We start from the raw sequence: 17,325 nt of genomic DNA on the forward strand, positions 1-17,325 counted from the left end.
TTAATTTTTTATTTTTAAATAAATTTACGGCTCATCTGGTAACCAGATGATTACGTTTCTTAACAAATCCATAATACCACTCCTTTTCTAATCATTTAATAATTTCATGATAGCTCTTAAATACAAATATGTTTCATAATTTTCATATTTGAAAATCATTATTTACCATTCTTGTAACATTTACTTCGTAACCAGCATCAGTCAAAACTTCTAAAATACTTTTAGCCGCAATTCTTTTACCTTTGCACAAGTCATTATAATAATTGCCCAATATCTTAGTAAAAGCTAATTCTATGTGATTAGGCATTTTCTTTAAGTAAGATAAAGCTTCATAACAAAGTTCTTTTCTGTCTTTTTTTATACACCAATCAACATAATTAATCATTAATATGCTTAAAGCCAGCAACGTCTTTTTATCTATTTTATTAAAATTTTGATATTTTCTAATCATATTATTAATAAAAAATGCCGCGTTATCTATGCTATAAATTTGTATTAAATTTGCCATTAATATGATTCTATAATATTCATTTTCATCACTATCTTTTTGAAAAATTATTTTCTTGATCTCTTTTTTTTGATTGTCACTTAGATTATCAAGTGTTTTTTCATCATGAGTATCAGCAATTAGCCTGGTGGCTAAAATAGTAAATTTAATAAAAGGAGTTTGAGGATTAATTTTTTCAAGTTCATTAATTATTTCCTTTATTTGAAAAGTATTTCCGTTATACGCCATATTTATAAATTTATGAATCAGAATCACAATTTTTTCTTTATTATACTCTTTGGTTTTATAGTTACCAAAAAACTCTTTTACACTAATATTATGCTTTTGCAAAATTTCTAAAAAGTCATTTACTCCAATATCATTTAGTCCTCTTTCTACTTTCGAGTAAAATGAAACTGAAATAACTCCAGCTGCCATTTCTGTTTGAGTCAATCCTAATTCTTGACGTAAACTTTTTAATTTTTTACCTATATAGTTCATTTAATCACCTGTCTTTTTATGCTATATATGACTTAACAATTATGAGCACATCTGCTAAAGCTGGCAAACTTATTATTTAATTTTAATAAAATAAGCTAAAAGAACAATGATGTTAAACTAAAGAGTCTAAGTTTGTTATAATTTAAGTTATTAATAACAAATTAATATAACAGCTTTAGGGGATTCGACATGCCAAATTTTCATAACACTAAACTTAAAAAAGAAGTAGTTTTAAGAGATCCAGTTCACGAGTACATCCACATTGAAGACAAAGTTATACTTGATATCCTGAAAACCCAAGAATTTCAAAGAATGCGCAGAATTAAGCAACTTGGTCCCATTGCATATGTTTTCCCTGGTGCAACACACACACGTTTTGAACATAATCTGGGCGTTTATGAATTAACTCGCAGAATTTGCAATATTTTTGCAAAAAAATATCCATCACAGAGGCCTGGTGATGGTCTATGGGACGATAATAACAGATTATTAGTCGAATGTGCTGCACTTCTCCATGATATTGGACATGGACCGTATTCACATACTTTCGAACATCTTTTTGATACAAACCACGAAAAAATTGGTCAAAAGATTATCACTGACTCAAATACAGAAATTAATCAAGTCCTGCGGACAGTTTCACCAAATTTTCCAGGTCTTGTAGCCAGCGTTATTGCTAAAACTTACCCTAACCCACAAGTAGTCAAAATGATTTCTAGTCAAGCAGATGCCGATAGAATGGACTACTTGCAACGCGATGCTTACTTCACTGGAGTTACTTATGGAAAGTTCGATTTATCTAGAATTTTGCAAGAAATTCGCCCATATAGTGAGGGAATTTGCTTTACAATGGCGGGAATGCATGCTGTTGAAGATTATATTGTTTCTCGTTATCAAATGTATCAACAGGTTTATTTCCACAGAGTCGGTCGTTCGATGGAAGTTATTTTACAGCATTTGCTTGAAAGAGCCAAAATCATTTATAAACAAGGGAATTTGCCAGTTACTCCTAGTTTAGCAAAATTTCTGGCTAATGACTGGACGCTTGATGATTACCTGGAGCTAGATGATGGCGTAATGGAAACTAATTTTTCAATGTGGACAAAAGCCAGCGATCCGATTCTATCTGATTTAACAAGGCGCTATCTCTTCAGAAAACCTTTAGCCAGTGTATGTATCAATCCAGAAACCAAAAATCTACTGCCAAAATTAAAAGATTTAATCAAACAGGCTGGTTTTGATCCAAATTATTACACCGATACCAATTCAGCTTTTGATGAACCTTATGATGCTTATAAACCGACTGGTAAAAATGCTAACAGTCAAATTGAAATTATGCAAGACGATGGACAATTAATCGAATTATCACATTTGAGTCCTCTTGTACGTTCATTGAATGGCACATTGCAAGGCGACGAACGCTTTTTCTTCCCTAAAATCATGATGTCAAATAGTGATGAACCTCAAATTTTTGATCCGTTATACCAAAAATTTCAGCGTTACATTAAAAATGGCACTTTGCGATACTTGAGAAAACCAAAAAATAAATAAGCAGCTGAATCGCTGATTCAGCTGCTTTTACTACTTTTGTTATGATTTAAGTTAAAAGTATAATTCTTTTCAATCTTTAACTTTTTTGACCAAATGAATTTCTCTGTCGAATAGCTGTTTCATTTGTTCATTAAAACTGTGAGCGATAAAAATAACGGTAGCAGTAGTAGACGTCACTTCATGCAAGATTTGCATAGTAGCTTGCTGATCGATTGCACTAGTTCCTTCATCAATCAAAATTATTTCACTTTGATGAACTAAAGCCCGCACCAGAACAATTTTTTGTCTTTGTCCTCCTGAGATATTTAACTTGTTCAAATCGATTTTTTGATTTAATCCTTCATCAAATTTGGCAATATCACCTGCTAATTGTACTTTTTCAACCAGTGACGGTAAAGCGCTCTTTAATTTGTCTACAAACATCGTCATGTTGTCAGCAACGCTCACCGGAAAAAGCACAGGATCTTGGGGAATATAGCCAATTTTACTCATATCTGGGTTAACCACAGCACCATCCTTGTCTTTAAAAACAATCTGCCCTGAAGTTGGTTTGATTTGTCCGAGAATGAGTTTAAACAAAGTTGATTTTCCAGCTCCAGAATCACCAGTCAGAAGCACTTTTTCACCTGACTTAATATTAATGTCTGGAAAAATTAGGCTTTCACCATTAGGAAATTGCAAACTAAGATCATGGGTACTAAGTGATGCTGGAGTTGCTACTTCTTCAGCTTGCTCTTTTTTAACTGGCGCAGCCGTTTGGGCAATCTCCTGATTTAAAGTTTTGGAGCCCTTTATTTGTCCATAACGACTAACTATGATTTGAATACTTTGCCTTAAGTAGAGATTACAATTGCCTACTCCAGTGATTGCACCAAATGCTACTATTTTAGCTTGGAACAAATAACCCGTTAGTAAGAATAAAATTAATGAAAAAGAAACTGATACCAATCCATTAATTATACTTAGTAATTGCGTAATCCCATTTTGCTTGACATAAGCATCTTCTAGCTCTTTAGCTGCATCATTAGTTACTTTAAATAGTTTTCCTCCGGCAAAATAACGTTGTAGTTCTTCAAGGCCATTAAGCCACTTTTCTAAGCAATCGAGATATTGATTATTACTCTTTGAAATCTTGGTCATTGAATTTTGTAGTGGCTTTTCTAATAATTTTGGTAACGATAATGAAATAGCCACCATCAAAATAATTGTGAGAAGTAAACTCCAGTGTAATGAAATAAGCAGAACAATTACAGATACTAAATTAATAACACCACCAATTAGACCAAAAAATGGTGCAAAATAATTTTCTTGGCTTTGATTCAGGTCATTTGTTAATCGATTTTGAATCTGGGCAACAGAATGCTCTTTTTGATCCGCATAAAAGTGAGATACAGATCTTTTTCTGATATGAAAATTAAATTCCTCTTGTTGTTTTGATAGAAAGAACGCATGCAGTCCTTGTATTAAATATTGAAATAAGAAAGGCATAAATGAAATGACATTTATAATTAAAAACTGTTGGAATTTCTGTTGCTGAATTGCTGTGGTTAAAAGCATAATTAATTGTGTAGTTACAATTGGTAAAGTCCACTCTAAAACTGTAATCAAAATTAGTATCATGAAGCGTAAAGGGTTTTGCTTATAAAAGTCCTTAATTGTCATAATATCTTACCTCCTTTTTATTGCTTTATGTTTTCGTTAAGTGAATTTCTCTGTCAAACATTTCTTTCATCTGATCATTAAAGCTGTGTGCAATAAAGATTACTGTAGCAGAACTCGATGTGATTTCCCGCAAAATTTGCATTGTCGCTTGCTGGTCAATAGCACTGGTTCCTTCATCAATCAAAAAAATTTCACTTTGATGGACTAAAGCTCGTACTAGAACAATCTTTTGTCTTTGACCACCAGAAATATTCAATTTGTTTAAATCGATTTTTTGTTCTAAACCATCATCAAACTTGGCAATATCGCCAGCAAGTTGAACTTTTTCAACTAATTGTGGCAGTGCACTTTTTAATTTATCGGAAAACATAGTCATGTTATCAGCAATGGTTACCGGAAAAAGCACAGGGTCTTGCGGAATATAGCCAATTTTACTCATATCTGGATTAATCCTTGAACCATCTTTATCTTTAAATATGATTTGTCCAGAACTTGGCTTGATTTGTCCTAAAATAAGTTTAAACAATGTTGATTTGCCAGCTCCTGAATCTCCAGTCAACAATATTTTTTCACCTTGTTCAATATTAATATCAGGAAACTGCAACCTTTCACCATTGGGAAATTGTAAATTCAGATTGTGAGTGCTAATCGCAACTGGTCTTACCTTTTTTGTAGTTTGCACCTTTTCTACTGGTGTCGCTGTTTTAGCAATTTCTTTATTTAGAGTTTCGGACCCCTTCATTTTCCCATAAGAGGTTACTATAAACTGAATTCCCTGTCTCAAATATGATTGGCAGTTGCCTACTCCGGTAATGGCACCAAACACAACTAGTTTTTGTTGAAACAAATAACCGACTAATGAAAATAAAATCAAAGAGAAAATAGCCGATACTAGACCATTTATTACGGTTAGTAGTTGCATAACACCATTCTGTTTAACATTAGCATCTTCTAAATTTTTAGCAGCTTTATTCGTTACCTTAAATAATTTTGCACCACTAAAATAGCGTTGTATTTCTGCAAGTCCATTAAGCCATTTCTCCAGGCAATCTAGATATTTTTGGTTGGTCTTAGAAACTTGAATCATTGAATTTTGTAAGGGCTTCTCCAACAGCTTTGGCAAAATTAAGGAGATTAGTACCATTATTGATATGGTAACAAGCAAACTCCAATGTAATGAAACCAATAATATAATGGTAGAAACTATAATGACTACTCCTCCAATTAAGCTAAAAAAAGGAGTAATATAATTTTGCTGACTTTGAACTATATCATTGGTTAACCGGTTTTGAACTTGTGCTACTGCATGGTCTTTTTGATCTGCATAAAAATGACTAACAGTTTTTGCTCTGATTGCAATGTTATATTGTTCTTCTTGTCGCGACAAAAGGTAGTTTGACAGCCCTTGCATTAAATAATCTGATATTACGCATAGAAAGGAATATAAAATAGCAATTAAAAAGTTTTTAAAGTTTCCCATCTGAATTGCCGTTGTTAAAAGCATGCTGATTAAAGTAGTAATTATTAAAAGACAATAGAAACCAATATTGATTAAAAGTAAAACAATAAAGCGTAAAGGATTTATCCTATAAAATTCTTTAATTGTCATTTTGATTACCTGATTTTTTATTTGATTTTAAATTGATTTGATAATCAAACTTGTCTTTTAGTTCCGGACTGAAGTTATGTGCAATCATTAAAAGTGTTTTATCGGTATCGAGCAAATTGCCAATAATTTCACTGGTAGACTTACTATCAACTGCACTAGTTGCTTCATCAAGTAACAAAAATGGTTCATCATGAATTTCAGCCCTGGCTAAAACTACTTTTTGTCTTTGTCCACCTGATAAATTGCCTTGATCTAAATCAACCGTTGTATTAATTTGATTTGGAAACTTTGCTAAATCTGGTACCAACTGAACTTTTTGGACAGCTTCTTTTAGTTTGCTAACCAATTTACTGTTAAACATCGTAATATTATTTGCAATAGTATCAGGAAAGAGCGTTGCATCTTGTGCTATGTAACCTAGTCGAGCTTGCTGAGGCGATATTTTAGTCCCATCTTGAGCAGTAAAGTAGACCTCACCAGTTTTGGGCTTAAGTTGTCCCAGCAGGACTTTGAATAGAGTTGACTTACCTGTGCCTGAATCTCCTGAAAGTAAGACCTTATCGCCTTTATTAATAGTAAAATCAGGATAAGATATACTTTCTCCATTTTGATATTGCACTTTCAAATTGTGACATTCAACACCATAAACAACCGTTCCAGGCTTCTTTTCAGGTATTGATTTTGTTAAATCAGCAATTTCCTGACGTAACTTTTTGGTTGATCTCATTTGCGTCATTGCGTTAATAACTTCCCAGAGACCATTAAAAATGGTCGAAGCAAAGCTACCTGTTATAAACCAATCACCCAAAGTGATTATATGATTAAAAAATAGTAGTCCACTGAATAAACTTGACCCAATTTGACCAATAGCATTACCTAAGCCGTTAATACTAATCGAGATTCCTTGTACTTTTTTTCTATAAACATTGGCTTCTGCCAGTTTCCGACTATCTTGACCAAGTGCTCTATCTAGTCGGCCGCTTGCACTGTATCTGCGCAATTCACTTAAACCAGAAAACCAATTTTCAATTGTATTTAAAAACTGCGCGTTTTTCTTGGCTGCTGCAGCTGTGGAATTAGATAACTTTTTTGTCATAATTTTAGGTAGAGTCAACACAATAATTGCCGCTACAGCAACAAATAAAATTAATGACCAGTGAAGAGTTATCAATGTACCAATTGCGAAGATAAGACTTAACAAGTTGGTCCAAATTTGAATCCAAGGCGTAGCATAATCGTCTGTTAAAACCTTGAGATTATTGCCTAACTCATTTTGTATTTCTGATACCTTATAACCGCCAGAATTGTAATACCGCCGCATTATTTGGGAACGAATATTATGTAAGCATTCTTGAACTTGCTTATTAAACAAAAATGTTCCTAATGGTAAGGTCAAAACAGTAAAGATTGATACAATAAAATCAATGACTAACCAAAATACAAATCTGTCCCAGTTGCCTTTTGTTAAATCATTGATTGCATATTTAAAAAGGTATGTTGCCAATGTTCCACAAATGGAATAACATAAGAAAATAATTAGAATGAAAATACCCCGAAAAATATTGGTTTTAAAAAGATTTTTAAGTGACATTGCTCTTTTATCCTTTCATCTTTTGTATGTTTTTATTAAACTTTAATTTTATTTTAAATGCAATAGAATTTCACTAAGGGGTCAATAAAGCAGACTAAGTGGTAATTCTGCCAAACTAAAAGATCTGCTTAAGTTAAGCAGATCTTAGTAAATTTTATAATTTATTAATGTTTATCTTTTTCGTATCTAGTGTTAAATAAAGGACTGAGTGGTTCATGTTTTTGAATGCATTTGATTGCATCCCCAATAAGCGGACCTACTGAAACCAGAAGAGTTTTTTCCAACTTCTTTTCTACTGGCTGATTAATAGAATCTGTCAATACCAAATTTTTAATCGGAGAATCATTCAATCTTTGGATAGCTGGACCTGATAAAACTGCGTGAGTAGCACTGGCATAAACTTCAGTAGCTCCAGCATCTATTAAAGCTTGAGCAGCTAGTGTAATAGTGCCTGCTGTATCAATCATGTCATCAATAATGATTGCACGTTTACCCTTGACATTGCCAATGATATTCATTACTTCAGAAACATTTGCGCGAGGACGACGCTTATCTACAATCGCAATAGGTGTCTTCAAAAACTCAGCCAGTTTGCGAGCACGGGTTACTCCACCATGATCAGGCGAAACGACAACAGCATCTTCTTGTAGTTTGTTTCTCAAAAAGTAATCAGCAAGTAATGGTGCACCCATTAAATTATCAACAGGAATATCGAAAAATCCTTGAATTTGTGGTGCATGCAAATCCAGTGACAAGACTCTGGTTGCTCCAGCTTCTTGCAGCATGTCAGCTACTAACTTAGCAGTAATTGGTTCACGTGGTCTAGTCTTACGATCTTGCCGAGCATAACCATAGTAAGGAATCACGATATTAATTGTTTGTGCACTTGCACGGCGCACAGCATCAATCATGATCAACAATTCCATTAGGTTATCATTAACCGGTACACTGGTTGACTGAATCAAATATACATCCTTACCCCGAACAGATTCATCAATGTTAATTTGAATTTCACCATCGCTAAAGCGTTGCACACTGGACTTACTCAGTGGCACTTCCACCCGCTGTGCAATTTTTTCCGCCAGCGGAACATTGGAATTGAGGGCAAACAACATCATATTGTCTTTATAAGACATAATTTCCTCCGTATTAAAATTGTTAACAACTTATTATTTTACCAAAAGTTGTCTGAAAAAGTTACTTCTGATATTATTATTCAACTTTAACGAACGACATTCAAGCCCTGAATCTTAGTTTATGAAGTAAATTATATAAGTTTTTAGCTAAACTCCAGTGAATACCAAAATGAAAGTTGATACTATTTGAAAAAATGACTGTCAAGTTTAAGTACTTCACGTATTCAGTTTTTACTCTTGCAAAAAATATTTTCACCAGTTATTTTAGCTATATGAATATTGTTTTATTGCGTATTTAGCCATTTTTGGATACTTTTGCTTGATCAAAAAGTCATTGAAGAAAAACTTTTACTTTGCTAAAATTCAAAACATAAACAAATATCTATATAATGTCGAAATGAGGTCGGCAGTTTCTACACGTTAACCGTAAATTACGTACTATAGATAAAAGGTGAAGAGAACTTTTAAGTTCTTCCGGTCTTTTTCTATGCACTAGAAAAAGATTTTTTTGTGTTTTACTTTTGAAAGGGAGGCAAATATGAATAGTAATTTCCTTTGGGGCGGCGCTACAGCATCCTATCAGTGTGAGGGTGCCTGGAATATTGATGATAAGGCTGAATCCATGTGGGATCATTATTTACATGAAAATAATTTAGAAAACGGTGATGTAGCTAGCGATCATTATCATCATTTTGAAGAAGATATCAAAATGATGAAGGATGGTGGTCAAAATGCATACCGTTTTTCTTTGTCTTGGCCCCGCATTATCAAAAATCGTACCGGGGACATTAATCCGAAAGGAATTGAGTTTTACAATAAACTAATTAATTGTTGCCTTAAAAATGGCATAACGCCTTTTGTGACGCTTTATCACTGGGATCTGCCACAGTACTGGCAAGAGGTTGGTGGCTGGCTCAATCTCGACACCAGCCGTGCTTTTGCCCACTACGCTGAAGTTTGTTTTAAAGCTTTTGGCGATAAAGTTAAGCTCTGGACAACTTTTAACGAACCAAAATGGTTTACTGTCAATGGCTATTTGATTGGCAACTATCCGCCGGCTGAACATGATCTACAACACACGATCACTTGCGGTTTTAACGTGATGTATGCCAGTGCATTAGCTATTCAAAAATTTCGTCAGGGAAATTTTCAGGGACAAATAGGCATTGTTCATAGTTATTCACCAATTGATGGCATAGACGATACAATAGAAACCAAAATCGCCATGCGGAATGCTGATAATTATGCTAACAACTGGGTTTTAGATACCGCTGCACTAGGTAGTTTTCCCATTGATTTGATAGCTAAACTTAGTGAGACTAATGATATTTCTTTCATGAAACCTGACCTTCTAAAAACAATAGCGGAAAATACAGTTGATTTTTTAGGTTTAAATTATTACGCCCGTACATTAGTAAAACCATATACTTCCGGCGAAACGAAAATGGTATTTAACAATTCCGGTAAAAAAGGTTCAACTCAAATGAGAATAAAAAACTGGTTTGAACAGGTAATGGATCCAAATAGTGAATACACTGAATGGGATACTGAAATATATCCCAAAGGGTTAGAGGATGGCTTAATTCGTGCATACCAAAAATATCATTTGCCTATCTATGTGACAGAAAATGGTGTTGGCTTTCATGAAAATATTAATGTAAGTGAAGTCAAGGATGACTACCGCATTTCCTTTATGAATGATCATATAAATGCTTTGATGAATGCACAAGACAAAGGAGCTGATGTCAGAGGTTACTTTACCTGGTCCCCATTTGATCTGTATTCATGGATGAACGGGGTCGAAAAACGTTATGGCTTAGTAGCCGTCGATTTTTCAACATTAAAGCGTAAGCCAAAAGCTTCCTACTTTTGGTACAAAGAAATTATTAATTCAAATGGTAAATTGATTGAACGTAGGGAATACTAAAGTAGGAGTTTGAACATGGAAACTACAAAAATTACTTCTTGGATGGATAAACACATTACACCATTTGCTAATAAAATGGCCAATCAACGTCATCTTGCAGCAATTAGAGACACTTTTATGACACTTCTGCCAATCACATTGTTTGGTTCAATTTTTGTCATAATCGGTGCTGCGCCACCTGTTACCAAACATAGTAATGGCTTATTAATAGCTTGGGCTCACTTTGCTCAAAAGAATGCTTTAACTCTTTCTTGGTTAAGTTCCGTTTCGATGAGCGCAATGTCAGTTTTTATTTGCGTTGGTATTACCTACTTTTTATGCCAGCATTATAAAGAAAATCCTCTATCGCCTATTATGTTTTCTTTAGCAGGATTTTTTATGTTAGTTTTTGATCCTAAAAAACTCGGCTTCACTGGAAATTTTGCAGACATTAGTTATTGGGATGGCCGTGGAATTATCATTGCCATTTTGATTGCTATTCTAACAACGGAAGCGTACCACGCAATGCGTAAGCACGATTTTGGTCGTATTAAGATGCCTAAAGGAGTGCCATCAGCTTTATCAGAAAGTTTTGCTTCATTTGTTCCAGCACTAGTGATTTTAGCAGTAGACGCAATTATTTTTATAATTTGTCAAGCAAACCATACTACAGCAGTTAAAGCCATTTACAGCTTCTTATCACCAAGTTTTAAGGTTGCAGACAGCTTGCCAGCAACAATCTTTTTAACTATTTTAGTACAGCTCTTTTGGTTTTTCGGTATTCACGATGCTGCTCTCGCTGGTATTCTGGGACCAATTCGTGATGGTAATCTCTCTATCAATGCTAGCGCTAAGTTAGCAGGCAAAGCACTACCAAGAATTTTCACTACTCCTTTTTGGGTTTACTTTGTTATTATCGGTGGCTGCGGTTCAGTATTAGCTTTAGCGATTATAATGTCATTTTCGAAATCTAAGCAACTAAAAACAGTGGGTAGAGTGGGTTTAATTCCAGCACTATTTGGAATTTCTGAGCCTATGATATTTGGTACCCCGTTAATGCTAAACCCAATCTTTTTCATTCCCTTTATTTTTACTTCCACGGTTAACGCTATCCTCAGTTACCTTTCAATGTCATTTGGATTGGTAAAGAAGACATTTGCACTATTTTCATGGCAAATGCCGGCGCCAATTGGAGCATTTTTATCAACTATGGATTGGCGGGCTCCAATATTAGTAATATTATTGATTGTAATTGATGGCTTAATGTATTACCCATTCATGAAAATTTACGAAAGAAGCTTATTAAAGGAAGAAAACAGTTAGCAACAGAGCTTTAATCAAATTTCTTATTCAATTAAAAAACTAAATTCTATTGAGAACTAATTTCCAATATTCAAGCGAAATTAGTTCTTTTTATTTGAAAACTTTCTCTCCTTATTGTTAGTTAATAATAGAAATTTTCTTTTCTATATTATTTGGAATTAAAAAAGTGTACCTTATAATTATAGCTTTAGCTATTAAGGAACACTTAACTAAAATTTTTAATTCAAACTATTTAATACGTCACTCACAATGCCATGATGTTCAGTTAACAATTGTGCAGCTTCGTGCTTACTTTTACCCGCTTTAGCCATCACTATTGCAAGAGCAACATCATTGTCTGCTTTTTTTAAAAAGCTTAGAGCTTTAGCAGTCGGAATTCCTGCCGTTTCACTAATAATACGGCAAGCACGATCAACTAGCTTATCATTGGTTGGTTGCACATCAACCATCACATTTTGATAAACTTTGCCTTGTCTTATCATTACACCGGTTGAGATCATATTTAAAATCATTTTTTGAGCAGTACCGGCTTTCATACGTGTTGAGCCGGTTATCACTTCAGGACCAACCACAGCATTAATTGCAATTTCAGCGATTTGACCTATCACTGAATTTGGCACACAAGCTACGGCTATAGTTAGAGCTTGGACTTTAGCGGCATATTTTAACCCACCAATAACATAAGGAGTTCGGCCACTGGCAGCTAAGCCAATAACAATATCATTTGCCGTTAATTTAAGATTTTTCAGGTCGGCTTCTCCCAGTGATGCCGAATCTTCTGCACCCTCTACAGCAGCAAACATAGCTTTTTTGCCACCTGCCATCAAGCCAATTGCTCTTTCCGGCTTAATACCGTATGTCGGAACTAGTTCAGCTGCATCAAGCACGCCTAATCGTCCACTAGTTCCGGCGCCAATATATATTAAGCGTCCTCCAGCAGAGTATCTTGTGGAAGCCTGATCAATTGCTTTAGCAATTTGATCGCTCTCTCCTGCTACAGCAAGAGCTACTTTTTGATCTTCAGCATTGATCGTTTTGACCATATCCAATGTAGACATTGTATCAATGTGTGTTGTTGCTGGATTTCGCGCTTCAGTTTCTAAGTTTTTAATTTCCATATTCTATCCGTAAATTAATTCGTTTTTACAGTTGCAACAATCTGATTTGCAGTAACCTTGCCTGTAGCAATAGGAGAAATACTTGTGACATCTTCCATATTGTTAATCATTACCATCACGTCTGTTGGCTTGCCCGCAGCTTTGATAGCTGGAACATCCATTTGAGCAATAACATCGCCTCGTTTAACATACTGTCCACTTTTTACTTTTATTTCAAATGGAGCACCCTTTAATTCAACAGTGTCAATTCCAAAATGCAAGACTAATTCCAATGGACCTTGATCTGATTCCATTGTAACTGCGTGTTTCGTATCCATAATTGTTAAAATACGTCCATCAACTGGAGCAACAATTTTACCATCATTATCAGGTATCACAGCAAAGCCGTCTCCCAGCATTTTTTGAGCAAAAACATCATCTTTTACTGCAGATAATTCTTCCAATTCACCATTCACAGGACTGGCTAAATTAACTTCAACACTTTCGTGACTTGTTTCATTATTCTCGGGGTTAACAAAAGAGCCATCCTCATTTTTAGCAACTACAGCGCTCTTAGGTACGCCAAAGAAATAAGTTAGAATAAAACCGCCAATATAAGCTGCTAATAGACCAATACAATAATTTAATGCTTTATTGTGGGCAATTAACGGAATTAAGGCAATACCAGATGTACCAATAGCAATTGAGCCAACATTGCCGAAGGCTCCTAAAACGGCACCACCAATACCACCACCTAAACATGCAGTAATGAAGGGACGACCTAAAGGAAGAGAAACACCGTAAATTAGTGGTTCGCCCACTCCTAAAATTCCGACGGGCAAAGCCCCCTTAATTAGTTTAGTTAATTCTTTGTTCTTACGACATTTAACCCATAAAGCAATTGCAGTACCTACTTGTCCGGCACCCGCCATTGCTAAAATAGGCAAAAGCGGCGTATAACCCATCTTTTGAATCATTTGCACATGAATTGGCGTTAAAATTTGATGCAGGCCAAACATAACCATTGGTAGGAACACTGCACCTAAAATAAAGCCGGCAACAGGTCCACCAACCTTTAAGACCCAGTTAATTCCGCCAACGAGTGAGTTTGAAACCCAACCAGCAAAAGGCATAATGATAAAAATAGTAATTAATCCCATTATTAATAAAGTTAAAAATGGAGTAAAAATAATATCAACTGAATCAGCCATATATTTGTGGAAGAATTTTTCAACATATGACAGAAGCCATACTGCAAGTAAAACTCCAATAATACCACCCTGTCCAGCAGCTAATGGCTCACCATTAAAAATATTTGGTATTACCATAGGAGCCACTACACCAGGCAACAGCACCACTCCACCGATGATCCCACCAAGTCCAGGTGTGGCATTAAATTCTTTAGCAGCATTAATACCAACATAAATATTTAAGTAGAAAAATAATCCATTTGCAATCACACCTAAAACGGTGATGCCCAGGTTCCAGCTTGCCGGCAGCATTTTGGCTGTCAACATATTTCTTAAAATACCTGATACACCGGAAATTAAGCCGGCACCAACAAATGCTGGAATTAAAGGTATAAAGATAGCCGAAATATGTTGCAAGACAATACGCCACCAAGTTTGCTTTAAGCTGGCTTTATGGGCTACGTGAACTTCTTCAGCTTTCTCCATAACTTCGCTCTTGTCTTTTTGATAAGAACTTTCCTTAGCTGTTACATCTGGAAAAGGATCATTTTCATTTACTCCAGCTGCATTAACCATGCTTTGAGCAACTTTAGCATTTACACCAGGACCTAAAACTACTTCCAGCGTTTCACCATCAACTACTCCCAAAATGTCTTTAACTTGTTTTAAACCAGCTAAATCCACTTTAGATTTATCCCTGACCGTAATTCTCACTCTGGTCATACAATGGTATAAAGATTTAACGTTTGCAATACCACCAATATGATCATAGATTTCTTGGCCTATTTCGGAATATTTATCTGTACTCATTTTTTCCTCCTTTTTTAAAGACAAAATAAGTATATTATTTATTAGACCAATTTGCAATCTATGATGTAATTTTGCTAAAATACATAGTTCATTGGATTATACCATTTTTAAAATAAGCAATTATAGATTTGTCATTATTTCTAAATTTATATGATATAAAAAGTTATTCCAATTTATTCGTGACAGGTTCAAAAAAAATTTTTTGTCCCGACTCTATTTGATCCAAAAGGGGTAAATCATATGCAGCCACATGTCCCAAAATATTAACTTTGCTATCGGAAGGCAGATCACGTTTAGCTATTTGCAATTCACCTTGATAACGTAAATATTTCGTATTGTCACAAGTAATTGTTCCTTTAGTTCGAAATTTAGGACTTTCCTGAGGTGCGACATCAAAAAGCTGACGGCTGCGTCCTTCATTAAGCCTAACAACATCACGCGCTACGTCTGGTCTATTATGCCATTCATATTGAAACAGCTTGGGTATTTTTTCCTTAACATGAAGGGTTATAATCTTCTTTTTAGTATAATTTTTGAAACTGTCAATCATTTGCGCTGACAAAGAAGCATCACCGATAAAAACATGATCACAACCCAAATGTTTTAATTCCAACATTGCTGCTAAAGGATTCTCTCCTCTTTGCTTTTCCAAAGTAGGTAATCCAGCATGAATTGGACCACGTAAAACAGCATCACCAGCGACAAATGCCATCGTTTCCAGATTCACGTGATGTAACCAATCATTTTTCTCTTTTAACCAATTCGAATCCAGACCGGTTTCTGGACGAGGATAAAAATTATGCCAAGCTTGTAAGTTTTCGAAGTTAGCGCCGTGTTCTCGTAAAGCTGTGATGTCATCCTCATTAATAGTACTAGCGTTCAGAGCTATAGGCCTTTTCTGCGATAGTTTAGCAATAATAGCTGCTGACACGTTATCGTCTATTCTAAGTCCAGTCAAGCCTAAGCTTTCAACCTGTTCTTCATTTTCAAGTGAAAGCCCTAGCCTTGCCATACCACTCTCAGAAACATCAGCAATGATATCAGTTTCTAGATTTTTACACCATTTAGTCAATTCTGTTAATCTTCTCACTATTATTTTAGGATCATCTTCAGGAATATGCAGTGAAGTAAAAATAGTTGTTAATCCCGCATTCCGCATTGCAAGTAAATAATTATAATCATCAGCCGTTAAATCACGGTTGAGATAAATTGAAAAACCTAACATACATTTTTCTCCCCTTTAAATGTGAAATCACTTACAGACATTATTATACTATTTTATATATACGGAGATTATGAGTAACTAAAAAAATCGTGAACTATTGTCCACGATTTTTAATAATCAAGTCAATATAATCAACTTTTTTGCAATATAAACGTACTCCAAGGTTCAATAGATTTTAACAAGTCTAAGTCATCGGGATGTAAGTGTCCTACAAGATTACGTCTGCCATCATTAACAAACGGTGTTAAAACAATTTGAAGCTCTCCTTTATACCTCGGATATTTATCATTAACAACAACTATATCTCCTCTTGCAAAAGAGGATTTGTCATTATTATGAGCTGGAATATCCTCCTTAGCATAAACAACACGAGGCTGCGTGTCGCGTAACAGAAATGCAGAAGCATCACCGCGATACAAATGAGGCTCTTTTAAGCAAATCGTTTGCTCAATTGGTAAAACATCATCTTCAAAATCGATTTCTAAAGTAGGAAATGAACTGTTAAAAGCATTTGCTGCAGCAGCTAACTCATCTTCACTGGCAAAAGCGTTTCCAATAATAATGTCATCAATCATTTTACTCAAGCGTAAGTGAGTAACCTGACTAAAAATGCTCCGCTTACGATCACTTTCAAGTGTAGGTAAGCCTTCATGAACAGGCCACGGACCAAATTTAGCATTTTTTGATGAAATAAACGCAGCTGTATGCAATCCATAATCACGATACTTTTGTGAATATTCATTAAAAATTTTTTCACTTAATCCCGTATATTCTTGTGGATAAAAGTTATGACAACCAATTAGATTATCATTCTCCGGATTATAAGCCATGATACTATCTAGGTAGTTGGTTCCCCTGCTCATATTAAGTTCAATTTTTAATCCATATTGATTATGAGTCATTGAAGCCTCTTCCATGCCACTGAAACCTTCATCTAAACGCAAGCCCCAGACACCTAAGTTATGGAAAAAAACAAGATCATTGTAATCAATTTTTAGTTCTTTAAATAAAACAGGGTTAATATCTACTACCGTTTTAAAGCCTAGTTCATTAGCATAAGCTACATCTTTCTTTAACTTTGCAAGTATATCTTCTCCACTTGCACTTTTTAATTGCAAAAGTGATGTAAATATTCTGCTATAGCCATAATGATGGGCTAAATCCATATATTTTTTATCCTGTTCAAATGTACTTTGCTCGGGATAAAGTGAAATACCTAATTGCTTCATAAACTATT

12 protein-coding genes and 1 riboswitch are annotated in these 17,325 nt (G+C 34.8%); of the genes, 3 read left to right on the forward strand and 9 right to left on the reverse strand.

All coding sequences use genetic code 11. The features are described 5' to 3' along the window. Positions 1-142: 142 nt before the first annotated feature. Complete coding sequence (locus LACWKB10_RS09780) at positions 143-988, reverse strand: helix-turn-helix domain-containing protein (protein WP_052060239.1); 846 nt, start codon at positions 986-988, stop codon at positions 143-145. Between the two features lie 189 nt (positions 989-1,177). On the opposite strand from LACWKB10_RS09780, the gene LACWKB10_RS01595 reads away from it, so the two are divergent. Then, positions 1,178-2,539, forward strand: coding sequence for an HD domain-containing protein (locus tag LACWKB10_RS01595; RefSeq protein ID WP_034977956.1), 1,362 nt, complete (start codon positions 1,178-1,180; stop codon positions 2,537-2,539). 69 nt (positions 2,540-2,608) lie between these two features. Here the strand turns inward: LACWKB10_RS01595 and LACWKB10_RS01600 are convergent, their stop codons facing one another. From LACWKB10_RS01600 to LACWKB10_RS01615, 4 genes are all read right to left on the reverse strand, one after another. Further along, the gene (locus LACWKB10_RS01600; RefSeq protein WP_034977959.1) at positions 2,609-4,201 is read right to left on the reverse strand and encodes an ABC transporter ATP-binding protein; all 1,593 of its coding nucleotides are present in this window, start codon (positions 4,199-4,201) and stop codon (positions 2,609-2,611) included. A 25-nt stretch (positions 4,202-4,226) separates the two neighbouring features. After that, positions 4,227-5,810, reverse strand: a complete 1,584-nt coding sequence (locus LACWKB10_RS01605) for an ABC transporter ATP-binding protein (protein WP_034977962.1) — start codon at positions 5,808-5,810, stop codon at positions 4,227-4,229. After that, complete coding sequence (locus tag LACWKB10_RS01610) at positions 5,800-7,401, reverse strand: ABC transporter ATP-binding protein (protein ID WP_034977965.1); 1,602 nt, start codon at positions 7,399-7,401, stop codon at positions 5,800-5,802. Before LACWKB10_RS01610 ends, LACWKB10_RS01605 begins: the two co-directional genes overlap by 11 nt. Before the next feature lie 164 nt (positions 7,402-7,565). Further along, positions 7,566-8,537 (reverse strand): ribose-phosphate diphosphokinase, encoded by a 972-nt coding sequence (locus LACWKB10_RS01615; RefSeq protein ID WP_034977967.1) that lies wholly within the window; start codon positions 8,535-8,537, stop codon positions 7,566-7,568. Between the two features lie 362 nt (positions 8,538-8,899). Beyond that, positions 8,900-8,998: riboswitch (purine riboswitch) on the forward strand. A 77-nt stretch (positions 8,999-9,075) separates the two neighbouring features. Here LACWKB10_RS01615 and LACWKB10_RS01620 point away from each other — a divergent pair. Together LACWKB10_RS01620 and LACWKB10_RS01625 are read left to right on the forward strand one after the other, a co-directional pair. After that, on the forward strand, positions 9,076-10,464 hold the full coding sequence (locus LACWKB10_RS01620; RefSeq protein WP_034977969.1) for a glycoside hydrolase family 1 protein: 1,389 nt from the start codon (positions 9,076-9,078) through the stop codon (positions 10,462-10,464). Between the two features lie 15 nt (positions 10,465-10,479). Then, the gene (locus LACWKB10_RS01625; RefSeq protein WP_034977971.1) at positions 10,480-11,766 is read left to right on the forward strand and encodes a PTS sugar transporter subunit IIC; all 1,287 of its coding nucleotides are present in this window, start codon (positions 10,480-10,482) and stop codon (positions 11,764-11,766) included. 218 nt (positions 11,767-11,984) lie between these two features. On the opposite strand, the gene murQ is transcribed toward LACWKB10_RS01625, so the two are convergent. The 4 genes from murQ to LACWKB10_RS01645 form a co-directional block, all read right to left on the reverse strand. Beyond that, positions 11,985-12,884 carry an N-acetylmuramic acid 6-phosphate etherase gene (gene murQ, locus LACWKB10_RS01630; protein WP_034977973.1) on the reverse strand — a complete coding sequence of 300 codons (900 nt, stop codon included), beginning with the start codon at positions 12,882-12,884 and terminating at the stop codon, positions 11,985-11,987. A gap of 14 nt (positions 12,885-12,898) precedes the next feature. Beyond that, positions 12,899-14,863, reverse strand: coding sequence for a glucose PTS transporter subunit IIA (locus LACWKB10_RS01635; protein ID WP_081945319.1), 1,965 nt, complete (start codon positions 14,861-14,863; stop codon positions 12,899-12,901). 163 nt (positions 14,864-15,026) lie between these two features. Continuing rightward, a complete protein-coding gene (locus LACWKB10_RS01640; protein ID WP_034977975.1) occupies positions 15,027-16,088 on the reverse strand; it encodes a DUF871 domain-containing protein in 1,062 nt (353 codons plus the stop codon). A 131-nt stretch (positions 16,089-16,219) separates the two neighbouring features. After that, a complete protein-coding gene (locus LACWKB10_RS01645) occupies positions 16,220-17,317 on the reverse strand; it encodes a DUF871 domain-containing protein (protein ID WP_034977977.1) in 1,098 nt (365 codons plus the stop codon). Between the last annotated feature and the right edge of the window lie 8 nt (positions 17,318-17,325).

This window comes from Lactobacillus sp. wkB10, from assembly GCF_000760615.1.
Lineage (GTDB): Bacteria > Bacillota > Bacilli > Lactobacillales > Lactobacillaceae > Lactobacillus > Lactobacillus huangpiensis.